The sequence below is a fragment of the Methanolobus vulcani genome (assembly GCF_006546655.1).
Classification (GTDB): Archaea; Halobacteriota; Methanosarcinia; order Methanosarcinales; family Methanosarcinaceae; genus Methanolobus; species Methanolobus vulcani_A.
Map to the genome: position 1 here is coordinate 534,869 of NZ_VIAQ01000015.1, position 20,259 is coordinate 555,127.

Below are 20,259 nucleotides of genomic sequence, written 5' to 3' on the forward strand. Positions count from 1 at the left end.
ATTAGGCCTCCGGAGTCATCATGCTGATAAGAACGACATACATAATACTGCCAATAGGTATCAGGGCATAGATTATGATATACAGGAAAACCATTTGTGCACTTCCCATTATTGACATAATAGAAATTACAACCACAAGGAAAAGCGGACCGGCAACAAAAGCCGTCACATATGTTTCTCCCAGAAGGCCAAGAGTTTCCAGGAATTCCTTCTGGTTCTGGCGGTTCTCCATAATATATTGTTCAGTCTTAATCTCGAAGTACGGCTCAAGTTGTCCTCCTGAAGCTACTACAGTGATGGCACCCTGCAGAAAATCCTGGAATGCCGTTGATGGTGTTGTTACAGAAAGATTTTTCATAGCAGTTACAAGGTCATGACCCAGAATTTCCAGATCACGTACAAGATATCTGCATTCGACTGACATTTCTCCGTAAATATCATTGTTTGCAAGTGATCTGAAAAGATCAACCGGAAGAACTCCTGCACCTGACATAGCTGACATATAGTTAACAGCATATGGAAGCATGGTGTCAATTCTTCTTTTCCTGTCACCTGCCATTATAGACGGATACACAAGGAATATCTTATAAACGATTGCAAACACCAGAGCTGTGAAAAATATTTCGAAAAACACGCCAAGCACAATGGACTTGTATTGGAGGTATGGTGTCATCCATCCAGGGATCATAATTCTGGTTGGTTGTACATTGGGAACACCAAATATCAGAAAAAGGAAAGTAATAACAAGTAAAGCTACCAGTGCAGACAGGATCGAACTCAGGAGTGCAGAGGACATGTACACATCAAAAGACAGGTCTAACCTGTTCTTTAGAAGATTATGCCGCAGGCCGAAAAATTCAACCCTTTTTTTCTCATAGTATTTTCCAAAAAGGTTGTAAGCAAAGATAAAATACGGATTAGCCATACAATTCCTGCCTTACGAGTTTCATTATCATTTCCGGTTCACGGTTGTATCCTATGACGACCTTTGCGAAGTCTCTGAAGTGAGTGACCTTTTTAACACGGGCCCATTCAAGTATATCCTGCCGTCGTTTAAGTTCATCACGAACCTTTTCTTCAGCCCAACCGCGGCTTTCCATTACGCTTTCAATTATGTAGGATCGTCCTGAATACTGGAACATATCACGTGCAGCATCCCATACGAAAACATCATTTGTAAGCAATTCACCCGTTCTTGGGTCTACACCTACAATTTCAGTCAGGCTCTTGCACCTTCTGACACGTTCATCACCAACCTTTACCTGCACCTGGATTGCCACAAGATCAAGTGCCTGTATCATGATTCTCGGCACGTTAATAGGTGGATTTTCTAGTCTGTGTACTACTGACTGTACGGAATCGGCATGCATTGTTGAGAATGTAGTGTGTCCTGTGGACATTGCCTGGAACAGTACATAGGCTTCAGCACCTCGCACCTCGCCCACAAGGATGTATTCAGGTCTTTGCCTGAGGGCTGCCCTGAGAAGTTCGTACATTTCAATGGAACCTTTGTCCTCTCCGGCAAATGCCTGTCTGGTAACACCAGGGATCCAGTTTGGATGTGAAAGGTTCAGCTCCCTTGTATCCTCAATGGAAACTATCTTCATTTCCGGCAGGATGAAAAGTGAAACCGCATTCATAGCAGTAGTTTTACCGGATGCGGTACCTCCTGCAAATACCAGGCTCTTATTTGATTCTACAGCCAGCCACATATAGGCCATCATAGCTGTTGAGAATGTGTGATATTCTATAAGGTTTGCAGGAGTGATCGGATTATCCTTGAATCTCCTGATGGTGAAAGTACTTCCACGTGTTGTGATTTCACGTCCAAGGGTCATCTGGATACGCGAACCATCAGGCATTGTAGCATCAAGTAGTGGATTTGCAATGGAAATATGTCTTCCACATATCTGTGCGATCCTTATGGCAAAAGAATCCAGAACATTATCGGAAGGGAACACAATGTCACTCGGAATCGAGTTGTATTCTTTATGGAAAATATACACAGGTGTGTTAGGTCCGTCACAGGAAACATCTTCCAGGTTCGGATCTCTCATGAGAACATCAATCTCTCCATATCCTACATAGTCACGGACAATGTGGTACATTATTCTCTCACGTTTTCTCGGAGAGATGTCGATCTTGAATTCAATCAGATATTTAGCTACATTCTCTCTCAGGAATTCCTCTGCATTCTGGCGGGATATTTCCTTAAGATTCACATCCAGTGTCTCAATGAATTTGAGTTTGATAGTTTCAAGCAGTTCCTTCTCTTTTTCCGTTAGCACAGCTTCTATCACTTGATACTGATATTCATGAGATTCCGGGTCATATGCGATTCTGACATATGCATAGAGTGGATTAACTTCATACAGTTCAACTTCCCTGTAAGGGCTGTCTGCTGGCATTGTAAGGTCTACTAATGGTCCGTGCTCAATAACATTATATGGTTCCAGTTCGATCTTCGTTGTTGGTATTAACTTGTTGATACGGTCAAGAATAGATTCGCCTTTTTCCTCTTCTACAAACAGTTCTTCTTCGATGGGTTCTTCACTATATATCTCAGAAATAGTGTCTTTCCAGAAAGAATCCCTGTCTTCTTCAATATCATCCCTATATAATGGAATGTAAACATCGTCAATCTTGCTTTTCAGGTCTTCAATATTTACTGGTTCTGCATCGGGAAGGATAAGGTCTGCAAGTTCGCTTATTGCATCATCCTCGTCAACTGTCAGAGACTCAGTCTCATCTTCCAGTATGTCATCTGCAACGATTTCATGACCAACGATATCCGATAATCCTGTTTCTTTATCTATTGTTTCCTCTTCAATGGGAATCTCTTCCGTTTCAGCGTCTTCTATCTTGTCGGTTACGCTATCTTCCAGGATTATATCTTCTGCAGGTTCTTCTATGGGAATGTCATCCAGAAGGATGTCATTTTCTGTATTCTCTGCAGATAATTCGGTTTTTGCATCTGATTCTTTTATTTCCCGCAGGAAATCTTCAACTTCAGATGATTCACTTTCAGTCTGAAGGGATGTCTCAATCTCATCTGCATCTTCTGTTGCAGTTTTCCGGTCATCAGGATTATTATCTAAACTCATAATTACCAACCCCGGTGACCACGGTCATCCCATTAATTATCATAATAATCTTTTCCGGCATTATCTCCATATTCACACCCGGATCACTTCTTGTTTTTTGCAAGGGAGAACTTTCTTGCTTTCTTTTTCTTTTCAGGCTTTTCGTGAGATAGTTCTTCTACTGGTGCTTTGATGCCTGCAATTTCAGCACCCAGACGGTTGAAGTTCACACTCACCTGGGAAGCTGGATATTTTGTGATAATCGGAGCTTTGAATGCCAGTGAATTCTTCACATTCTTCTCTTCCGGTAATGTTGCCAGTACCTTGAGTCCAAGGGCAGTTTCTATCCGCTCCGAACTAATTTCGTTCTGGGTAACACCAGTCCTGTTAAGCAGTATTCCTCTGAACTGCTTGCCCATATTGTCAGAAATAGCTTTGATTTTCATTGCTCCGGCAAGAGATGCAATGTCCGGATTAATAAGCTGGATTATTTCATCAGCAAGAGATATTGCCAGTAGAGAATTCTTGTTAATCCCGGTAGCAGAATCAATTATGATATATTCATATTTTTCTTTGACACTCTCCACAATGTCATCGAGTATCTCTGTGTTTGCGTTCACAAAACCTTGGAGTGAAATACTTCCCGGGAGAATGTGCATGTTATTTGGTCCGTCATAAATAGCTTCATTAAGTTCTACTTTGCCTGCAAGTACTTCGTGAATAGTTCCTTTTGAAGTTTCAAGTCCCAACATCAGTCCAATGGTGGGCATTCCGATGTCAGCATCGATAAGAATTGTTTTTTTTGCAAACCCTGCCAGAGCGGCACCCAAATTTATAGCAGCGGTGCTTGTGCCCGCACCACCCTTCCCTGAGACGATTGTGAAAATTGTTGCTGTCATAAAATGCCTCGATTAATGATCGCAGTTGATGTACCATTCAAATACCGATCAATTTTGTTAGCGTATATACTGTATAATCATCACTAAATACTACTTAAAATTATAAATACATATCTATATTATTTTTGTGTTAAAATGTTCACAGAACAAGAATTTATAGCATCATGACGCTTTTTCCCACATGATACAAGCTGATGAAAAAGACATTAAACTCTTCCTATATCATGCAAAACAATGTGATCCGAAAAAGTGTACCGGCAAGAAAATGGCAAAATTCGGGCTTGTAAATCTTTTTGAGAAAATAGATAGAATTCCTTCCCGGTCTATTTTGCTGGATCCTATGGCTGAAAAAGCCCTTTCACCAGAGGACAGCGCAAAAAAAGGTATTACTGTTCTGGATTGTTCCTGGGAGGAAGTTGAAAGGGTGTTCCCCCAGCTTCTCAGAATGAGGCTGGAACACCGTGCATTGCCTTACCTTGTGGCTGCAAACCCTGTAAACTTCGGAAGACCATTCAAACTTACATCGGTTGAGGCATTTGCCGCAGCTCTGTATATACTTGGTAACAAGCAGCAGGCAGAGAAGATAATGTCCAAGTTCAACTGGGGCCACACTTTTCTTGAGCTTAACCATGAGCCCCTGGAAGAATATTCTGAGGCTAAGGACAGTAAAGATGTTTTGCGGATACAGAGCGAGTACATGTGAAATAGGTGATTAGGGGTTTGTGTTCTATGATACAAATAGGAGTAATCGGTGCAGGCTCGTGTGACAGGGAAATGGAAATTCTGGCTGAAGAAGTAGGTGCTGAGATTGCCCGAAATGGTGCTCTTCTTATTTGCGGCGGACTTGGTGGGGTAATGGAAGCCTCTGCCAGGGGTGCAAAAAAAGAATCCGGTACAACTGTTGGTCTTCTTCCGGGTGACAGCCGAAAAAGTGCCAATCCTTATATTGACATTGCTATTGTTACTGAAATGGGACATGCAAGGAATGTTATCATTGCACGCTCTTCTGATGCTTTAATAGCTGTAGGCGGGGAATATGGTACACTCTCAGAGATTGCGCACTCTCTTAAGATGGGTAAAACAGTGGTGACCCTGAATTCAAAATGGGATATAGAGGGTACCATTAGGGCAAGTGACCCAAAAGATGCTGTCAGGATTGCCCTGAACAGCATAAGTGAAAAACAATAAATTCTTTTTTCGTTTTTGGAAATCAGAACTCAACATCAATCCCAATAGGGCAGTGATCCGAACCCATTACATCAGCCAGTATGAACGCATCTTTGATGTTGTCTTTTACATTGTCACTTGCAAAAAAGTAATCAATTCTCCAGCCAACGTTTCTTTCCCGGGCTTTAGTTCTCATGCTCCACCAGGTATAGTTTTCAGGTTCTTCGTTGAACATTCTAAGAGTATCCACATAACCGTTGTCAAGTAGCTTATCTATCCAGGCGCGTTCTTCAGGAAGGAAGCCTGACACAGTTTCATTTTCCTTTGGTCTGGCAAGGTCGATTTCCTTGTGTGCTGTGTTCACATCACCGCAGACAATTATTTTCTTACCTCTGGACTTGAGAGTATTAGCATATTCAAGGAAAGCATCGTAGAATTCCATTTTGTATGCAAGTCTTTCGGCTGATGCTTTGCCGTTGGGGAAGTATATATTAAAGAGCACAAAATCTCCAAAATCTGCAATTTGTGTGCGTCCTTCACTATCGAATTTCTCTATTCCAAAACCGCACTTTATATCTACGGGCTCTTTTTTGGTGTAAAGTGCAACTCCGCTGTAGCCTTTTTTCTCTGCAGAGGCGAAGTAATTGTAATAACCATTTGTTTCAAGAAGCTCGGCAGGAAGCTGTTCCCTGCGTGCTTTTGTTTCCTGGATACAGAGTATATCTGGTTTCTCTTCATTGAACCAGTCAAGGAACCCTTTCTTGTGAACTGCCCTTATGCCATTTACATTCCATGAAATTATCCTGGTCTTACTCATTTTATTTCTCCGGGATTTTGATGATTATTTGCTACTAATCTGCTAATTATCTTTTAAGTAACTTGCTCAAATGAATTTCATTTTGTTTGCTGGCCTGGTTTTTTAACATTATTTATTCAAATATATAGTTCTAAATAGGTCTAAATACTAAATAGGAACAAAGCTTAAATAATAATAATTATTATTTAGAATTCGTTCTTACATAAGATATGTTAGAAACCTGAAAAAACAAAAAGTTGGTCAGATATGAAACAAGCAGACATCAAATATACAAACCAGCGGATTGAGATCCTGGATTTCCTCAAGGAATTTGATGGTCATCCAACTGTAGATGATGTCTATGAGGGAGTAAGGCAAAAACTGACACGTATCAGCAAAGCTACAGTTTATAATAACCTGAAGTTCCTGGCTGAAAAGGGACTGATAAAGGAGGTGAATGTTAAGGGGGTTTCAAGGTTCGAAGCGAATCTGGTGCCTCATCATCACACAATATGCCTTGAGTGTGGAGAAATCACAGACTATGAATCAGAAGAACTTAGCGAGTATGCTATGAAAATAGCAGAAGAGATAGATGACTTCAAAATAGAATCAGCAGACACTAACTTTTACGGAATTTGTAAGAAATGTATGGAGATGGAGTAATATGGAAGAAGAAATAGTAACAATGCCACTTATCGGAGACGACGCACCAAGTTTTAAAGCGGTGACAACTATGGGTGAGATCAATTTCCCTAAAGATTACAAGGGGAAGTGGGTAATTCTTTTCAGTCACCCTGCAGACTTTACACCTGTATGTACAACTGAATTTATGACATTCGCAACTATGCAGGAAGAATTCAGGGAACTTAACACAGAACTTATTGGACTTTCCATTGACAGTATCTATGCTCACATTGCATGGCTGCGCACCATTAAAGAGAAGATCGTTTACAAGGGAATGAAGGATGTTGAAGTGAACTTCCCTGTAATTGAAGACCTTAAGATGGATGTTGCAAAGAAGTTCGGAATGGTACAGCCAAATGCCTCCACAACACAGGCTGTCAGAGCAGTTTTCATCATGGACCCAAAAGCAAAGGTTAGAGCAATCCTCTACTATCCATTGTCTAACGGCAGGAACATGGATGAGATCAAGAGAATTATACTTGCAATGCAGAAGTCCGATGCAGAAAACATTGCAACCCCTGCAAACTGGCAACCAGGAGATGACGTAATAATTCCACCACCCGGATCATGCGGAACTGCAAAGGAAAGGGTCGAGACCGAAGAAGAAGGAAAGTATTGCCTCGACTGGTTCATGTGCCTGAAGAAACAGTCTTAAATACGTATTCTAAGATATAATTCATAGGTGACCTATCATGGGAACAAAAGGTGTGGAAATACTAGGGTTAGATGTCAATGAACTGATTGACTTATTGAATAGAGCACTTGCGGACGAGTGGTTAGCATACTACCAGTACTGGATTGGTGCAAAAGTTATCAAAGGCCCAATGAGGGAAGCTGCAACAGCTGAACTCATAGAGCATGCAAACGATGAACTGCGCCATGCAGACATGGTTTCTAACAGGATAGTACAGCTTGGAGGAACTCCAGTTCTTTCTCCACAGGAATGGTACGATATCACAAACTGTGGATATGAAGCTCCAGAGGATTCTTTTGTAAAGAAAATCCTTGAGCAGAACATCAAAGGAGAGCAGTGTGCTATTCAGGTCTACAGCAATATTCTTGAGAAAGTCAAGGACAAAGACCCTGTTACCTACGAGATTGTATTGCAGATTCTCACCGATGAGATCGAGCATGAGGATGATCTGCAGGCAGTTATGGAAGATATCGAACTTATGCAGAGAAGGGACTAACCTTCTTCTGCGGATGGAAGGATTAGACATTTCCTGTTCAGTTAAATTGAGCAGGAAACGTATTATCTTACATTAATTATTGTTTTTGTGCACCCGTGCACATATTTTTATTTATTAGACTGCATCGCATGATGCTACTTTTCTCAAAGTGCTGTTTTGTTTTATTTGTTATGTATTTGCGATAGGTATATTTAGAAGAATGTTTGTTAGATTTAATCATTAAATAACACTGTAAAAATAAAGATTTCCTGTCAAAAGTATCGGATCAGATAAACATTCAATTATTTAGTTACTATCACACATTTCAAGATACACGGAGATAACATGCATCTCATCATAGCAGAAAAACACATTGCAGCAAAAAGAATAGCCGCAATCCTGGCGCCACAGAAAGTGAAACAGGTTCGTGTAAGTGGTGTAGACACTTATGAATATGAGTTAGATGAGGAAAGAAAAGTGTTCATTGGCCTCAGCGGTCATATTGTGAAACTGGATTTCCCCAAAGCATATAATAACTGGCAGAAAGTGGAAGCGAATGAACTCGTTGGTGCAGAGATTATTACAGCTTCAACTCAGGTAAAGATAGTATCCGCACTTAAAAAGCTTGGAAAGGAAGCTACAAAAGTCACCATTGCAACTGACTACGACAGGGAAGGAGAACTCATTGGGGTTGAGGCTCTTGATATCATCAAGCAGGTGAATGAAAATGTAGTCTTTGACCGTGTTCACTACAGTGCCATCACTCCAAAAGCTATTGATAATGCATTTTCCAATCCTTCAGATGTGGATTTCAACCTCGCAGATGCCGGACATTCCCGTCAGGTTATTGACCTTGTATGGGGTGCATCACTGACACGTTATATCTCACTTGCAGCCGGACGTTTGGGAAAGATGTTCCTGTCGGTTGGTAGGGTTCAGTCTCCTACACTTGCACTTATCGTTGAACGTGAAAAAGAACGTGAAGCCTTTATCCCCAAACCATACTGGGAACTCTCGGCGATGCTTAAGAGCAAAAATGGTGAAGAATTCAAGGTTGAGCACCGTACAAAGAGGTTCTGGGAGAAGGCAGAGGTCGATGCCGCAATGGCGAAGATCTCCATTGGTGATGACGCTCAGGTGATCGAACTCAAAACATCTGAAAAAACAGACAAACCTCCAACACCTTTTAACACTACTGAATTTATCAGTGCGGCAAGTTCTATTGGCTTTACTGCAGCAAATGCTATGAGAATTGCTGAGACGCTTTACACTAACGGTTTTATATCATATCCAAGGACAGACAACACTGTTTATCCTGATACTCTTGACCTGAGGGCACAGATCGAGATATTTAAGACAGGTACATTTAAAGAGTATGCTCTGAAGCTGCTGGAAAAGAAAGAGCTTGTACCAACAAAGGGTAAGAAAGAGACAACGGACCACCCGCCAATTTTCCCTGCATCTCTTGCCAAGAAATCCGAGATGAACGAACAGGAATGGAAACTTTACGAGATGGTTGTCAGGAGATTCTTCGCAACCTTTGCCGACCCTGCAAAATGGGAAACTATCAGGTCAAGGTATGACATTAAGGGTGAGGAATTCAAGGCAAATGGTGCAAGACTTGTGGAACCTGGATGGAGATGGTACTATCATTATAATGCACCTGAGGACAGGCTGCTTCCAAAAATGGAAGAAGGCGACATACATTCCGTACTTAAGATCGATGTTGAGGCAAAAGAGACACAGCCTCCCGGAAGATATGGGCAGGGTCGTCTTATAAAGATCATGGAAGAGATGGGTCTTGGTACAAAGGCTACACGTCACGACATTATCAGTAAACTTTATTCAAGAGCTTATGTTCATGGGAATCCACTTCAACCTACTAAAACTGCTGTTGCAGTTGTAGATGCGCTTGAAAAATTCGCACCTACCATTTCAAAGCCTGATATGACCAGCAAACTTGAAGCTGATATGGACAGGATTGCAGAAGGTGGTATTCCGGAAGATAATGTTCTGAACGAGTCCAGGGAAATGCTTGAAGAGGTATTTACTGATCTTGAAAAGAACAAGGATGACATTAGTGAGTCTCTTCGTGCAGGTCTGCGAGAGGATAAGATCATAGGTACATGTGTAGAATGCGGATCAAACCTCATGGTAATGCGTTCAAAGCGTGGAGGTCGTTTCATCGGATGTGAGGGTTATCCTGATTGTACATTCTCACTACCGCTTCCAAGGTCCGGTCAGATTATTGTAACGGACAAACAATGTGAAGAACACGGTTTGTATCATATACGAATTATCAATGCAGGCAAAAGGCCATGGAACCTTGGATGTCCTGAGTGTAATTTCATTGAATGGCAGAAAACACAGGAAGAGGAGAAGAAAAAGAAAAAGGAAGAATCTCCTGATAAGGAAAAGCCAAAGACCCTGAATGATATATCAGGAATTGGCAAGGTCACCGCAGAGAAACTTGCTGATGCAGGAATCTGTAGTGTTGATGAATTATGTGAGGCTGACGCACTGGAACTTGCAAAAGCTACAAGTATACCTGTTAAGAAAATTAAAACATGGCAATCTGATATTGTCTGAAGGATTGCCTGAAAGGAGGCAGGTTAAAATGGAACTGGAATTCAAGGGTGCATGCAGGGAAGTCGGCAGATCGGCGGTACTGGTTGATGAAAAGATCATGATGGATTACGGAGTTTCTCCAGGAGAACATATCAAGTATCCATTGAACGGTTCAAGGCCACAGGCTGTTCTTTTATCGCATGCTCACATTGACCATTCAGGTGCAGTTCCTAATCTCATGGACCTTGATCCTGATGTATTCATGACGCCACCTACTTTTGATCTTTCAAATATGCTGGCACAGGATACTCTTAGAATCGCTGAAAGAGAAGGCCAGATGCCTGCTTTTGATTCCATTGACCTTACAAGGTTTGCACACAGAACCAAACAGATAGATAATGGTGTACCATTCCATACTCATGGATATGATGTTGAGTTTTTTGATGCAGGACACATACCTGGTGCGTCCTCGATATTCCTTAAGGATAAAGATGCTAAGAGTCTGTACTATACAGGTGACATCAATACCTCGGATACAAGACTTGTCTCCGGTGCAGTTGAATTCCCGGATACTGATGTCCTCATAACAGAAAGCACGTATTTTGGTGATGAACATCCACCTCGCAGGGAAGTTGAAAGCCAGTTCATAGATTCCGTGATGGACACTCTGGATATAGGTGGTACGGTTATTATTCCTGCATTTGCAATCGGAAGAACACAGGAAATACTGATGCTTCTGGATGCACATGGAATCAGGGCTTACGTTGATGGTATGGGAGTCCATGCATACAAAGTGATGTCAAAGCATATGGATTACATCAGAAATCCAACACATCTTAAGAAGGCATTTGATAACGCAACCACAGTCTCTGGAAGAAAAAGAGATTCGGTACATCTTGAATCTTCTGTTATTGTTACAACAGCCGGAATGCTGAATGGTGGTCCTGTATTATATTATCTCAATAAGAAGTACAAAGACCCCAAATCAAAGATTCTACTTACTGGTTATCAGGTAGAAGGCACCAATGGTAGAATGGCTATGGATACTGGTATCATTGAAAATGACGGATTTATCCAGCATCTGAAACCAAAGATAGAGCAATATGATTTCTCCGCTCATTCAGGTGATAAAGAACTTAAGGAAATGGTAAAAGATTTCTGTGACAGGGGAACTGAGCATGTATTTACCATGCACGGTGACAACTGTGAAGGTTTTGCAGACTGGATTACTGAGGAGGTTGGTGTGAAAGCCTACGCTCCTGAGATTGGGGAACGTTTCACTGTATAATCAATATATGAAAAGTATTATTTGTAGATATCAAATGTTACATTTTACAGGCCGAGGGGTTTGAGAGTCTAATCTCCTCGTTGATCTGTTTTGCTTTTGACATTGCAGCTTTAAGGTTCTCTATTGCATCAATATGTTCGGGATCAATTTTAAGAACCCTGTTAAAACATTTGATTGCATCTTCGTATTTTCCAAGACCAAAATAAGCAAGACCCTTTTTATTCCACACAATTGCAAACTTATTGTCAAGCTCGATCTCCTTATGGACCTTGCTGTAACATTCAATGGCTTCATTGTGCATTCCCTGCACTCTAAGAATATCACCTTTTTTTACCCAGGCATTTTCATTTGAAGGGTCAAGTCTTAGTATGCGGTTATAACATTTGATTGCATCTTCGTAGTTACCGGTGCTGAAAAGAATAACTCCCATGTTGCACCAGACATCAACATCACTTTTGTTAAGTCGGACAGAGTTCTTGAAGCATTCAAGAGCTTCTTCATCATGTCCAAGAAAAGAAAGCGCTATACCTTTATTGTTCCAGACCAGCGCAAGCGCTTCATTACTCCATAGCTCTGGGTCAAGATTCTCATATTCAAGGATAAGTGAGAAATATTCGATTTTTTCTTCCGGATCTTCAGCATCAAATGCTAATTTGAACCATTCTTCCGGTGTATCAGAATCCATTCAACCAACCAACTCCAGAACTTGTAATAAGATACTAAACAACATGATATTTACAGTAATCTTATTCTCTTCTTCCTTTTCCTTAATGCACATAACATATTTATTAAGTTATCGAAATTATTCGGAGTTAAGGGATGCATATATTAACAAAATAATAAAAAAAATAACGTAATATTAACATGAAGTATAAACAGTGATTAGTTTATTCTCCATAGGTATATTATGAGCAACTTGCCGGTGCTTTGCGAATCTCATCAATATGCATTAGTTTGTTGGCATCAATTCCCACAAGACACATACCTTTTTTGTCCATTGCCCACACATCACATTTCTCTTTGATGTCATCCGGTATTTTTTCACCTGGCAGGTCTTTCGGGTCAATGCTGCATTTCTGAAGACCAGGATATTCATCAGGATTGAGTTCCATGATAGTGATTACCTTCTTCAGTTCTGATAATAATACTTCAATATCTTCATGGTCCCAATTGCGTATACGTTCACAGATCAAAGGAATTAATCTCTTAGCAACACCTGCATTGGCAAGTATTTTGTTAGAAAGGCACAGGGCTGCATTACCATATTTTACATCCTCGTTTGGTCCCCTGAAACAGAAAATTCCTTCGCTGACCATTTTTTCAAGGTCCAGCGGGACTTCTGATGTGTTAATGGCATTTTCTACAGTTTCAATATCAAAACCGTATTCATCGGCAATTCTTCTGATAGCTTTTTCAATAACAATACCGTTATCTATCATTCTGACACATCCTGCCGGAACATCAGATACATGATCTTTCGCGTAATTTGTATGGCGATCATCTTTCCAGTTTCAGCATATCTTCCGGCGTATTAACGTTAACAAAACTCTTAAAGTCTTTGTCTATTGTCCTTATAACTTCGGCATCAAGATAAATCACATCATCAAGGAATGATACCGGGGAAAGTATACTTCTGCTGCCTTCATCAAGGGCATTTTCAATTGCCTCAAGCATACTATCTCTATGATATACCGCATGTAGCGGTTCTTTTGTACCATATTCACTGATAGGTATGAGCGCTTCATGCTCACCAACCATGTCGAACATCATGTCAATTAGTGTCCTGTTCAGGTACGGCATATCGCATGCAACAGTAAAAACATAGTCTCCGCCTGCTCTCTCAAAACCAGATAACATTCCGGCAAGTGGACCTGCATTTCTGATCCTGTCTGTTACGATAATTCTGTCATGAAGATATGGTGAGAATTCCTGACCCTGTTCCTCATCCCGCAGGGAAACGATCACTTCATCTGAAACATCATCAAGAACTGAAAGTGAACGCTCCAGCAGAGTACTATCTTCAAACATCATCAGGGCTTTTTCCCTGCCATTCATGCGGGTGCCAAGTCCGCCGGCAAGCAGGAGCGATGAGCGTATCATGCAAGACCTCTTCTGCGTTCACTCCTGTATTCATCAAGAATGGACTGGAATTGTTCCTGCTCTTTTTCACGACGGCGCTTTTCAGCTCCTTCCTCCCAACGTTCAATTGCTTCTTCAAGAATATCAGGGTCAACGGAAGCCAGATCTCCTACACGGTGTATCTGAATATCTTTCAAAACCGGCACGTCCTTATCATAAAATGCTTCAAGTGCAGCATGTGGCATATCTTCAGTTATAATCACAGCTTTTACTTTTGATTCGGCAAGCAGCGATGCTGTGATAGGTCCGCCTCCGCTTGGGTCTTTGAGGAAGATGACATCATTCTCTTTGATTCCATAGAGTTCTTTTGTATGCTGTATCGCTTCCCTTGTAAAAGCAGATATAACTTTGACAGGAAGTCCTTCACCCTTGATTTCCTTCTTACGTATCTGCTTCAGGCGTTTGTTCTGCCTGCGCTGATTCTTAAGGTTTTTCCGGGTTTTTGCAAGCTCTTTATTGAGACGCTCAATTTCAGCATCCCTAATCTGTATCTCCCTTTCCTTCTTTACCTGCTTGTAAATGGAATTCTTGAATTTACTGATACGCATCTCAAGTTTTTCGATATTCTTCTCTTTCTGTCCGGATTCGTACTTTATTTCAGAAACATATTCCTTGAGCTGCTTTATCTGGGAATTCTTCTGACGGATTTCCTCACGGAGTTTCTTCACAAGTTCATCAGTGTCTGTAAGTTCTTCTTTTTCCGGTTCCGGTTCAGGCTTAACACGTACTTGTATCTTAGACTCAGAAGCTACTTTCTCAATGGCTTCTTCTATAGAATCCCCGTTAATAACATGGAATTTGATGCTATCTACATTGAGGTATTTAGGTGCCCTTTTCTCAACTCTGGAAAAAACATTCTTGTAAGATTTATAGGTTGCAATTGCTGCTGTAAGTGAATCACGCTCGTGATCATTGGAATATCCGTATGTCCGTGCAAGAGCAATTTTTTCCTCTGCCCTGATTTCTCCCCCCGGACTCCATGCAACTGCATTGAAACTGCGGCGAATCTTCTCCACGGCTGAAGGCGTAGGATAAACATCTGTGGCAACGATGGCAGGCTTTCCGTATTCCGCTATCATCCTGACAACTTCATCATGGGAAATCCCGCGAATGCTTTCTGAGAGCAGGAGTTCCCCGTCAAGTGAAAGGATTGCAATTCCCACGGTTGTTCCGGGGTCAATACCAACTATAGTATATTTTCTTCCGGCTTTCTTCAGGGGTATGTATTGTATCTTGTCTCTTTCCACACTTTTGACAGTGACCTGCACATCAGCATTGGATGATGGTTTAATCGGTACTCTGTCCCTACGTGTTTTTACCGTAAATTCAGCTCTGACATAACCTCCAAACCCTTCGGTAAAACGTTCATCATAACTGTATCCGGTGTCCCGGGAGAATTTGCGCAGGATGTTCTCAATTTCCCTGCTTTTTTCCTTGACTGCACCATGAACCTTTCTTCTATAGCGGTTCTGACTCCAGCCACCTCTTCCAAGGGAGCGGGCACGGCTGACCTTGATACGTGTGATATCTTCAAAAAGGGATACTTCTTCTCCCACACCAAGACTTGCAAGTATGGCACAGGTTTCAGCTTCCTGTATGGGGTCAAACTGGTTCATGGAAAGTCCGTGTTCCTGTGCAAGTCTTAGAAGTGGTTTCTGGTGTATCCTGCCTGTGACCTGTACAAGTCTGGTGTTATCCGGGAGCTTTTCAAGTAAATGAATAAGTGCTTTTTTGTTTGGTGCAAGCTCAAAAATGTTGTCAACTGCAATGTAATCTGGCCTGTCCTTGTTCAGCATCCGCAGTATCCTGTGAAGCCTGACCATTGTATAATGGCTGATTTCTCCGTCCCTGAGTACGGCAACGGCATATTTGGGTACTTCCTGTGCACGGGATGAACCCTTTGCTATGTCGATACCGTAAATTACCCCGTTTTGCATACGGTTTATTTTATGTTACTACTAAGATATATGAATGACCACAGGCGATTTTCAGTTTCAGCTATTCATTATTTCTGAAACTATTTCTTTTGCATTTCTATCTATCCTGTACTTTCGTTTGAAGTGCTTCAGGACATTGGCTACATCTCTTTCTAGCAGTTCCTCAGCATGTGGATGGCTGATCTCAACGTACTGCGGCCAGTCAATGAACTGAACTCCGTTCTCGTTCACAAAAATGTTGTATTCGCTGAGGTCTGAATGGATGTAACCTTTTTCATAAACGAGTGCTACCTGACTGAGTATTTCATTGAGGAACCACTCCGGGTCTTCCAGTTTTGTTTTATAGAGAAGTGTTCCCTTTGCCACATCCATGACAAGCGCATGACGATTGTTGTCCAGTAGTTTTGGAACAGATACATCAGGGTAGAGTTCTTTTATGATTGCAGCTTCCCTTTTTGCTGCAAGCCTGGCTGCATAAATCCATGAAAAATGTTCTTTCCCTTCAAGGTGGGATCGGGTTCTTTTGACGCTTTTAAAACTGGTCCTTCCTTCCCTGTGGAATTTGAGTATAACTCCCTGAGCTTCGCCAAAGGCAAGTTCAGGTTCTTTTACAGCTTCATGAACAACGGATTCTTTCCCAACGCCAATCTCGTCGCCAATAGCACTGATTGTCCCTCTTTTTACGAGTGTGTTAAGAGCAAGTGTATCGTAACCATCAAAGTATATCTGGTAACCCTCGTATGGCTGATAGGTAGCGATTACCATGTTATTCTTGATGAGTGTTTTAAGTTTGAACTCAAGGGCTGAGTATGAAAGGCGTGTGTATTTCATTATATCTTCAACAGGCACCCATTCAAAGTGCTTCATGCCTATCTCAATACCTGCAAGTATACGCAGGTCCTTGCTGTCCAGTTCCTTAAATAACTTCACAACGTCGTCTATCATCTGAATTCCTAATTGCCGGGATGGTTTAGATTGTTTGTGGTAGGCGGCACTTTAACATTAGTTTCCCTAATTAAAAGTCTAGGCTTCATCGGTTATTTTCTTTCTATATATTTTAAAAAATGTATAGATTATACAAAGAAATAAATATTCTCCGAAAAGTTTTATTAAAATGGGGTTAGAACATTAAACTTTGTACACCACTAATATTATTTGTTTTTTTGTTAGCAAACATAAGCATAGTTACTGCAGTAGACAACAACAGTTCAGATTCCAATGAAACATTTGACAAACTCATGGCTATGTATGTAGCTCGTGAAGAATCTAAACAACAGATGGAGTTCAATGAGTCGGTAGATATGAAGTCTCTGGATATAACAAGGACTCATCCCGGTGTATTTGAGGTAAGAGGTAAGGTTCCTGTTACCAATTCAGATTTAGAGCGCGAAGCTTTGTCTGAAAGGTACCAACAAATATTGGAAAATACAAAAGAAGAAATAATTAATAAGTACTTAAGTCCAAACGGACCAGTAATTGCTTGGGGTCTTAGTGTCGATAATTATCTAATTGTTTCAATTTTGGCTGGGTCTGAAATTGATAATGAAACCCTGGATTCATTGTATCAAATTCTCGAAGAGGAAGCCATAAAAGTAGGTATTGAAAATGTACCTGTTGCTTTTGAGTATGAAGAAATGCCTCGCGATGATGAAGGACTTCCATCCGAAGAAAGTGATATAGAAATCGCTACAGGTGAATCTGAAAATGAGACTAAAAGTGAAAATAGCAACTCAACACCCGGCTTCTCAGCTTTGACACTATTGATGGTGTTCTCAATACTAATGTGGTTAAGATGAGAATAGGTGCTTTTAGCACCTTTTTTAAATTAGCTGGTGGTAGTTATAATCCAAACTTCCCCACGCTTCTTCTTCAACCCTGCGAATCACTTCTTTAAGTGGCAGCCCAACTTTATCAGCAATCTTCCGGCAGTCCTCATACTCAGCAGAAATATGCAGGACTTCTCCGGTTTTATCCTGTGCAATTTTCACTGCACTGGCAAATTCCTCACCTTTAAGCTGGATGCTTACTTCATCCATCCTGCGGTCAGCCACAAAACGATGTACGGTTGGAATAACCCTGATACCCAATGTGCCGGTTTCTTTCATGATTTCCCTGGCGACACGTTCGCTATTCTGGGATTTAGTGATAACTTTGATTATATGGCCTGACCTGCCTTTTTTCATGATTGTAGGTGTGATGGCAACATCGCGGGCACCCGCTGCAAGTAGTTTGTCGAACAGGTTTCCAAGAACTTCTCCGGTAACATCGTCAACATTAGTTTCCAGGACTTCGATTTTGTCTTTAGTAAGGATATCATCCATCTCAACCAACATGCTTCTGAGAACGTTAGGGTCTTCGGTATCAGCATCACCTGCTCCGTAGCCAACTGAAAAAACTTTTCCCTTTGGCAGATTATCAATGGGCTTTGCAAAATATGATAGTAAAGCGGCACCGGTTGGTGTGAGAAGTTCTCTTTTACCGTTTCCGTAAGATAAGAGTTCTCCTGAACGCAGGATTTCCAGTGTTGCTGGTGCAGGTACAGCCATAAGTCCGTGTGCAGCCTTTACCTTTCCGCCGCCAACGTTGACAGGTGTGCAGAATATCGCTTCAGAACCAATCTCATGGATTGCTGCACAGGAACCAATAACATCTGCCAGAGCATCATTCTGTCCAACTTCATGGAAATGAATTGTTTCCAGAGATTCACCGTGAACCTTTGATTCGGCTTCAGCCATGATGGCAAAAACATCGAGTGCACTTTTTTCAACCTGTGGATGAAGTCCTGCTGACTTGATTATATCTACAAGTTCATGGTAATGTCTGGAATGTTCCTCGTGTGCGACATGAATCTTAACATCGGTGGCTGATATGCCTCTCTTATTGGCCTTGTCAACAGATACTTTCACATCAACTGCGGATTCGATTACTTCGCATATCTTTGCAGCATCTGCTCCAAGATCAATGAGACTTCCCAGTATCATATCACCGGCAGCACCGGAGAATGGGTCAAATATTAGGGATTTCATTTAATTCATTCCAGATAATAATTTTAAATTTCAAACTTCAAATAAGGACCTTTCAATTTGTAACATTGAAATGGTGTACTTCTCATTCATTCTTCCTTGCTTCTGAAACCCTGTTTGCAATTCTTGCTGCAAAGGAACCTGCTACAAATCCTGCATCGATATTGACAACCGAAAGCACGGAACATGACTGTAACATGGAAAGCAGTGCAGCCTCGCCCTTTGCACCGGCTCCGTAACCAGTTGAAACCGGAAGACCAATTACCGGAACATCCATAAGACTTGAAACTACTGTTGGCAGAGTTCCTTCCCTTCCTGCTGCAACTACTATGGAATCAGGTTTTTTGTCTTTAAGCCTCTGCATTTCGGATACCAGCCTGTGGAATCCTGCAACTCCAACATCATAGATTGCAATGGTCTCGCAGCCCATTTCATGAGCTACCATCCTTGCTTCCTCAGCGACATCAATATCAGCGGTTCCGGCTGTGATTATTGCTACAACTCCTCCGGTTCTTGGAGCAGGAGTGCCGTTGTGGACAACAACACCTTTTGAATGCAGATCCCACTCAAGTTCATCTGAATTGAACATGGCCTCAATCATTTCCCGGTGATTTTCGTTGAGTCTTGTGATGAGAACTCTTCCACTCGCAGCAACCTGTGCTTTTGCGATTTCCACAACATCGGCAGGGTCCTTGCCTTCAGCAAGGATAGCTTCCATTATGCCCGTGCGGTGCTTTCGGAAAACATCAATCTTTGCAATGTCTGTAACAGGTACATAACCCATGGAGCGAATATTTGATTCTGCAGTTTCAAGATCAAGTTCACCGTTTTTCAGCTTATTTAATAAGTTTTTGAGATCCATTTATTCTCCTGCTTTTTTATTATAACTATTATTAACGTTAATTATTATTTGTCCTCATGAGAGAAAGTTAAGATAAATATTTTATTTCACATAAATGGATTTGTCAACTGAGAAGCGAAGCATAGGAGTTTCTAAGTCCAGATCATTTCCTTTGCAGTTAAGGAACACATCCTTGAATTGCTCCAGTGCTCGCTGCTCCAGCATCTCTTTCATTTCATAGAGGGAAATATTTAAGCCGGTATTTCTCAGACATTCCGTCAGATCCTTAATCTCTTCGTATTCAGCTCTTATAGATATGTTTTCACCCTTCCTATTGCAGACTATTTTGAAATTAACGACTCCTTCCCATAGGACCTCATTATTACCGCTTTCAAATGAAAGTTCCATCTTTTTGAACATGTAATCAAAAGGATAATGCTTGTTTTGAAGAATCCGGACACCCAGAGTTCCTGTCTCCATTGCCATGAACTCTGCAAAGTCTTCTATCTGTTCTTCTTTGCAATCAATAAGAAAAATGTATTCATTCCTTCCCTTTTTAGTAATGGCCGGAACTACATGGACATTTTTTGCGTCCCTTTTCATTAATTCATCAATTAGATAGGGTATATGATCGCAATTAATGTTGTCAACATTGGTCATCAATA

Annotated in this window: 20 protein-coding genes; 8 read left to right on the forward strand and 12 right to left on the reverse strand. The window is 41.2% G+C overall.

From position 1 onward, the window contains the following. Window position 1: 1 nt before the first annotated feature. From FKV42_RS09990 to minD, 3 genes are all read right to left on the reverse strand, one after another. Complete coding sequence (locus FKV42_RS09990; protein ID WP_154810058.1) at window positions 2–925, reverse strand: type II secretion system F family protein; 924 nt, start codon at window positions 923–925, stop codon at window positions 2–4. Further along, the gene (locus FKV42_RS09995) at window positions 918–3,104 is read right to left on the reverse strand and encodes a type II/IV secretion system ATPase subunit (protein WP_154810059.1); all 2,187 of its coding nucleotides are present in this window, start codon (window positions 3,102–3,104) and stop codon (window positions 918–920) included. Before FKV42_RS09995 ends, FKV42_RS09990 begins: the two co-directional genes overlap by 8 nt. Before the next feature lie 83 nt (window positions 3,105–3,187). After that, window positions 3,188–3,982 carry a cell division ATPase MinD gene (gene minD, locus FKV42_RS10000; RefSeq protein WP_154810060.1) on the reverse strand — a complete coding sequence of 265 codons (795 nt, stop codon included), beginning with the start codon at window positions 3,980–3,982 and terminating at the stop codon, window positions 3,188–3,190. 181 nt (window positions 3,983–4,163) lie between these two features. On the opposite strand from minD, the gene FKV42_RS10005 reads away from it, so the two are divergent. Further along, window positions 4,164–4,685, forward strand: coding sequence for a DUF367 family protein (locus FKV42_RS10005; RefSeq protein WP_154810061.1), 522 nt, complete (start codon window positions 4,164–4,166; stop codon window positions 4,683–4,685). Between the two features lie 26 nt (window positions 4,686–4,711). Beyond that, window positions 4,712–5,170 carry a TIGR00725 family protein gene (locus FKV42_RS10010; protein ID WP_154810062.1) on the forward strand — a complete coding sequence of 153 codons (459 nt, stop codon included), beginning with the start codon at window positions 4,712–4,714 and terminating at the stop codon, window positions 5,168–5,170. A 22-nt stretch (window positions 5,171–5,192) separates the two neighbouring features. On the opposite strand, the gene xth is transcribed toward FKV42_RS10010, so the two are convergent. Then, a complete protein-coding gene (gene xth, locus FKV42_RS10015; RefSeq protein WP_154810063.1) occupies window positions 5,193–5,966 on the reverse strand; it encodes an exodeoxyribonuclease III in 774 nt (257 codons plus the stop codon). Between the two features lie 246 nt (window positions 5,967–6,212). On the opposite strand from xth, the gene FKV42_RS10020 reads away from it, so the two are divergent. The 5 genes from FKV42_RS10020 to FKV42_RS10040 all read left to right on the forward strand — a co-directional run bounded on the left by FKV42_RS10020 (window position 6,213) and on the right by FKV42_RS10040 (window position 11,654). Beyond that, on the forward strand, window positions 6,213–6,608 hold the full coding sequence (locus FKV42_RS10020; RefSeq protein WP_154810064.1) for a Fur family transcriptional regulator: 396 nt from the start codon (window positions 6,213–6,215) through the stop codon (window positions 6,606–6,608). A 1-nt stretch (window position 6,609) separates the two neighbouring features. Then, window positions 6,610–7,284 (forward strand): peroxiredoxin, encoded by a 675-nt coding sequence (locus FKV42_RS10025; protein WP_268865978.1) that lies wholly within the window; start codon window positions 6,610–6,612, stop codon window positions 7,282–7,284. 37 nt (window positions 7,285–7,321) lie between these two features. Next, the gene (locus FKV42_RS10030) at window positions 7,322–7,819 is read left to right on the forward strand and encodes a ferritin-like domain-containing protein (protein WP_154810065.1); all 498 of its coding nucleotides are present in this window, start codon (window positions 7,322–7,324) and stop codon (window positions 7,817–7,819) included. Between the two features lie 324 nt (window positions 7,820–8,143). Beyond that, entirely contained in the window at window positions 8,144–10,387 is a 2,244-nt protein-coding gene (locus FKV42_RS10035; protein ID WP_154810066.1) for a DNA topoisomerase I, read from the forward strand. A gap of 28 nt (window positions 10,388–10,415) precedes the next feature. After that, entirely contained in the window at window positions 10,416–11,654 is a 1,239-nt protein-coding gene (locus FKV42_RS10040) for an MBL fold metallo-hydrolase (RefSeq protein ID WP_154810067.1), read from the forward strand. A gap of 37 nt (window positions 11,655–11,691) precedes the next feature. Here FKV42_RS10040 and FKV42_RS10045 read toward each other — a convergent pair whose 3' ends face one another. The 5 genes from FKV42_RS10045 to FKV42_RS10065 all read right to left on the reverse strand — a co-directional run bounded on the left by FKV42_RS10045 (window position 11,692) and on the right by FKV42_RS10065 (window position 16,675). Further along, complete coding sequence (locus tag FKV42_RS10045) at window positions 11,692–12,339, reverse strand: tetratricopeptide repeat protein (protein ID WP_154810068.1); 648 nt, start codon at window positions 12,337–12,339, stop codon at window positions 11,692–11,694. A 220-nt stretch (window positions 12,340–12,559) separates the two neighbouring features. Then, the gene (locus FKV42_RS10050; RefSeq protein WP_230375591.1) at window positions 12,560–13,093 is read right to left on the reverse strand and encodes a hypothetical protein; all 534 of its coding nucleotides are present in this window, start codon (window positions 13,091–13,093) and stop codon (window positions 12,560–12,562) included. A gap of 58 nt (window positions 13,094–13,151) precedes the next feature. Further along, on the reverse strand, window positions 13,152–13,754 hold the full coding sequence (gene mobA, locus FKV42_RS10055) for a molybdenum cofactor guanylyltransferase (RefSeq protein WP_154810069.1): 603 nt from the start codon (window positions 13,752–13,754) through the stop codon (window positions 13,152–13,154). Continuing rightward, a complete protein-coding gene (locus FKV42_RS10060; RefSeq protein WP_154810070.1) occupies window positions 13,751–15,730 on the reverse strand; it encodes a DUF460 domain-containing protein in 1,980 nt (659 codons plus the stop codon). Before FKV42_RS10060 ends, mobA begins: the two co-directional genes overlap by 4 nt. Window positions 15,731–15,787: 57 nt before the next feature. Further along, on the reverse strand, window positions 15,788–16,675 hold the full coding sequence (locus FKV42_RS10065) for a serine/threonine-protein kinase RIO2 (protein WP_154810071.1): 888 nt from the start codon (window positions 16,673–16,675) through the stop codon (window positions 15,788–15,790). 218 nt (window positions 16,676–16,893) lie between these two features. On the opposite strand from FKV42_RS10065, the gene FKV42_RS10070 reads away from it, so the two are divergent. Beyond that, on the forward strand, window positions 16,894–17,526 hold the full coding sequence (locus FKV42_RS10070) for a hypothetical protein (RefSeq protein ID WP_154810072.1): 633 nt from the start codon (window positions 16,894–16,896) through the stop codon (window positions 17,524–17,526). A gap of 24 nt (window positions 17,527–17,550) precedes the next feature. On the opposite strand, the gene larC is transcribed toward FKV42_RS10070, so the two are convergent. The 3 genes from larC to larC2 all read right to left on the reverse strand — a co-directional run bounded on the left by larC (window position 17,551) and on the right by larC2 (window position 20,254). After that, window positions 17,551–18,756, reverse strand: coding sequence for a nickel pincer cofactor biosynthesis protein LarC (larC, locus tag FKV42_RS10075; protein WP_154810073.1), 1,206 nt, complete (start codon window positions 18,754–18,756; stop codon window positions 17,551–17,553). Between the two features lie 82 nt (window positions 18,757–18,838). Continuing rightward, entirely contained in the window at window positions 18,839–19,615 is a 777-nt protein-coding gene (larB, locus tag FKV42_RS10080; RefSeq protein ID WP_154810074.1) for a nickel pincer cofactor biosynthesis protein LarB, read from the reverse strand. An 81-nt stretch (window positions 19,616–19,696) separates the two neighbouring features. Beyond that, entirely contained in the window at window positions 19,697–20,254 is a 558-nt protein-coding gene (gene larC2 / locus FKV42_RS10085) for a nickel pincer cofactor biosynthesis protein LarC2 (protein WP_230375611.1), read from the reverse strand. Between the last annotated feature and the right edge of the window lie 5 nt (window positions 20,255–20,259).

Coding starts and splice junctions, on each gene's coding strand:
- FKV42_RS09990 (WP_154810058.1), bottom strand. CDS start 925: ATGGCTAATCCGTATTTTATCTTTGCTTACAACCTTTTTGGAAAATAC.
- FKV42_RS09995 (WP_154810059.1), bottom strand. CDS start 3,104: ATGAGTTTAGATAATAATCCTGATGACCGGAAAACTGCAACAGAAGAT.
- minD (WP_154810060.1), bottom strand. CDS start 3,982: ATGACAGCAACAATTTTCACAATCGTCTCAGGGAAGGGTGGTGCGGGC.
- FKV42_RS10005 (WP_154810061.1), top strand. CDS start 4,164: ATGATACAAGCTGATGAAAAAGACATTAAACTCTTCCTATATCATGCA.
- FKV42_RS10010 (WP_154810062.1), top strand. CDS start 4,712: ATGATACAAATAGGAGTAATCGGTGCAGGCTCGTGTGACAGGGAAATG.
- xth (WP_154810063.1), bottom strand. CDS start 5,966: ATGAGTAAGACCAGGATAATTTCATGGAATGTAAATGGCATAAGGGCA.
- FKV42_RS10020 (WP_154810064.1), top strand. CDS start 6,213: ATGAAACAAGCAGACATCAAATATACAAACCAGCGGATTGAGATCCTG.
- FKV42_RS10025 (WP_268865978.1), top strand. CDS start 6,610: ATGGAAGAAGAAATAGTAACAATGCCACTTATCGGAGACGACGCACCA.
- FKV42_RS10030 (WP_154810065.1), top strand. CDS start 7,322: ATGGGAACAAAAGGTGTGGAAATACTAGGGTTAGATGTCAATGAACTG.
- FKV42_RS10035 (WP_154810066.1), top strand. CDS start 8,144: ATGCATCTCATCATAGCAGAAAAACACATTGCAGCAAAAAGAATAGCC.
- FKV42_RS10040 (WP_154810067.1), top strand. CDS start 10,416: ATGGAACTGGAATTCAAGGGTGCATGCAGGGAAGTCGGCAGATCGGCG.
- FKV42_RS10045 (WP_154810068.1), bottom strand. CDS start 12,339: ATGGATTCTGATACACCGGAAGAATGGTTCAAATTAGCATTTGATGCT.
- FKV42_RS10050 (WP_230375591.1), bottom strand. CDS start 13,093: ATGATAGATAACGGTATTGTTATTGAAAAAGCTATCAGAAGAATTGCC.
- mobA (WP_154810069.1), bottom strand. CDS start 13,754: ATGATACGCTCATCGCTCCTGCTTGCCGGCGGACTTGGCACCCGCATG.
- FKV42_RS10060 (WP_154810070.1), bottom strand. CDS start 15,730: ATGCAAAACGGGGTAATTTACGGTATCGACATAGCAAAGGGTTCATCC.
- FKV42_RS10065 (WP_154810071.1), bottom strand. CDS start 16,675: ATGATAGACGACGTTGTGAAGTTATTTAAGGAACTGGACAGCAAGGAC.
- larC (WP_154810073.1), bottom strand. CDS start 18,756: ATGAAATCCCTAATATTTGACCCATTCTCCGGTGCTGCCGGTGATATG.
- larB (WP_154810074.1), bottom strand. CDS start 19,615: ATGGATCTCAAAAACTTATTAAATAAGCTGAAAAACGGTGAACTTGAT.
- larC2 (WP_230375611.1), bottom strand. CDS start 20,254: ATGACCAATGTTGACAACATTAATTGCGATCATATACCCTATCTAATT.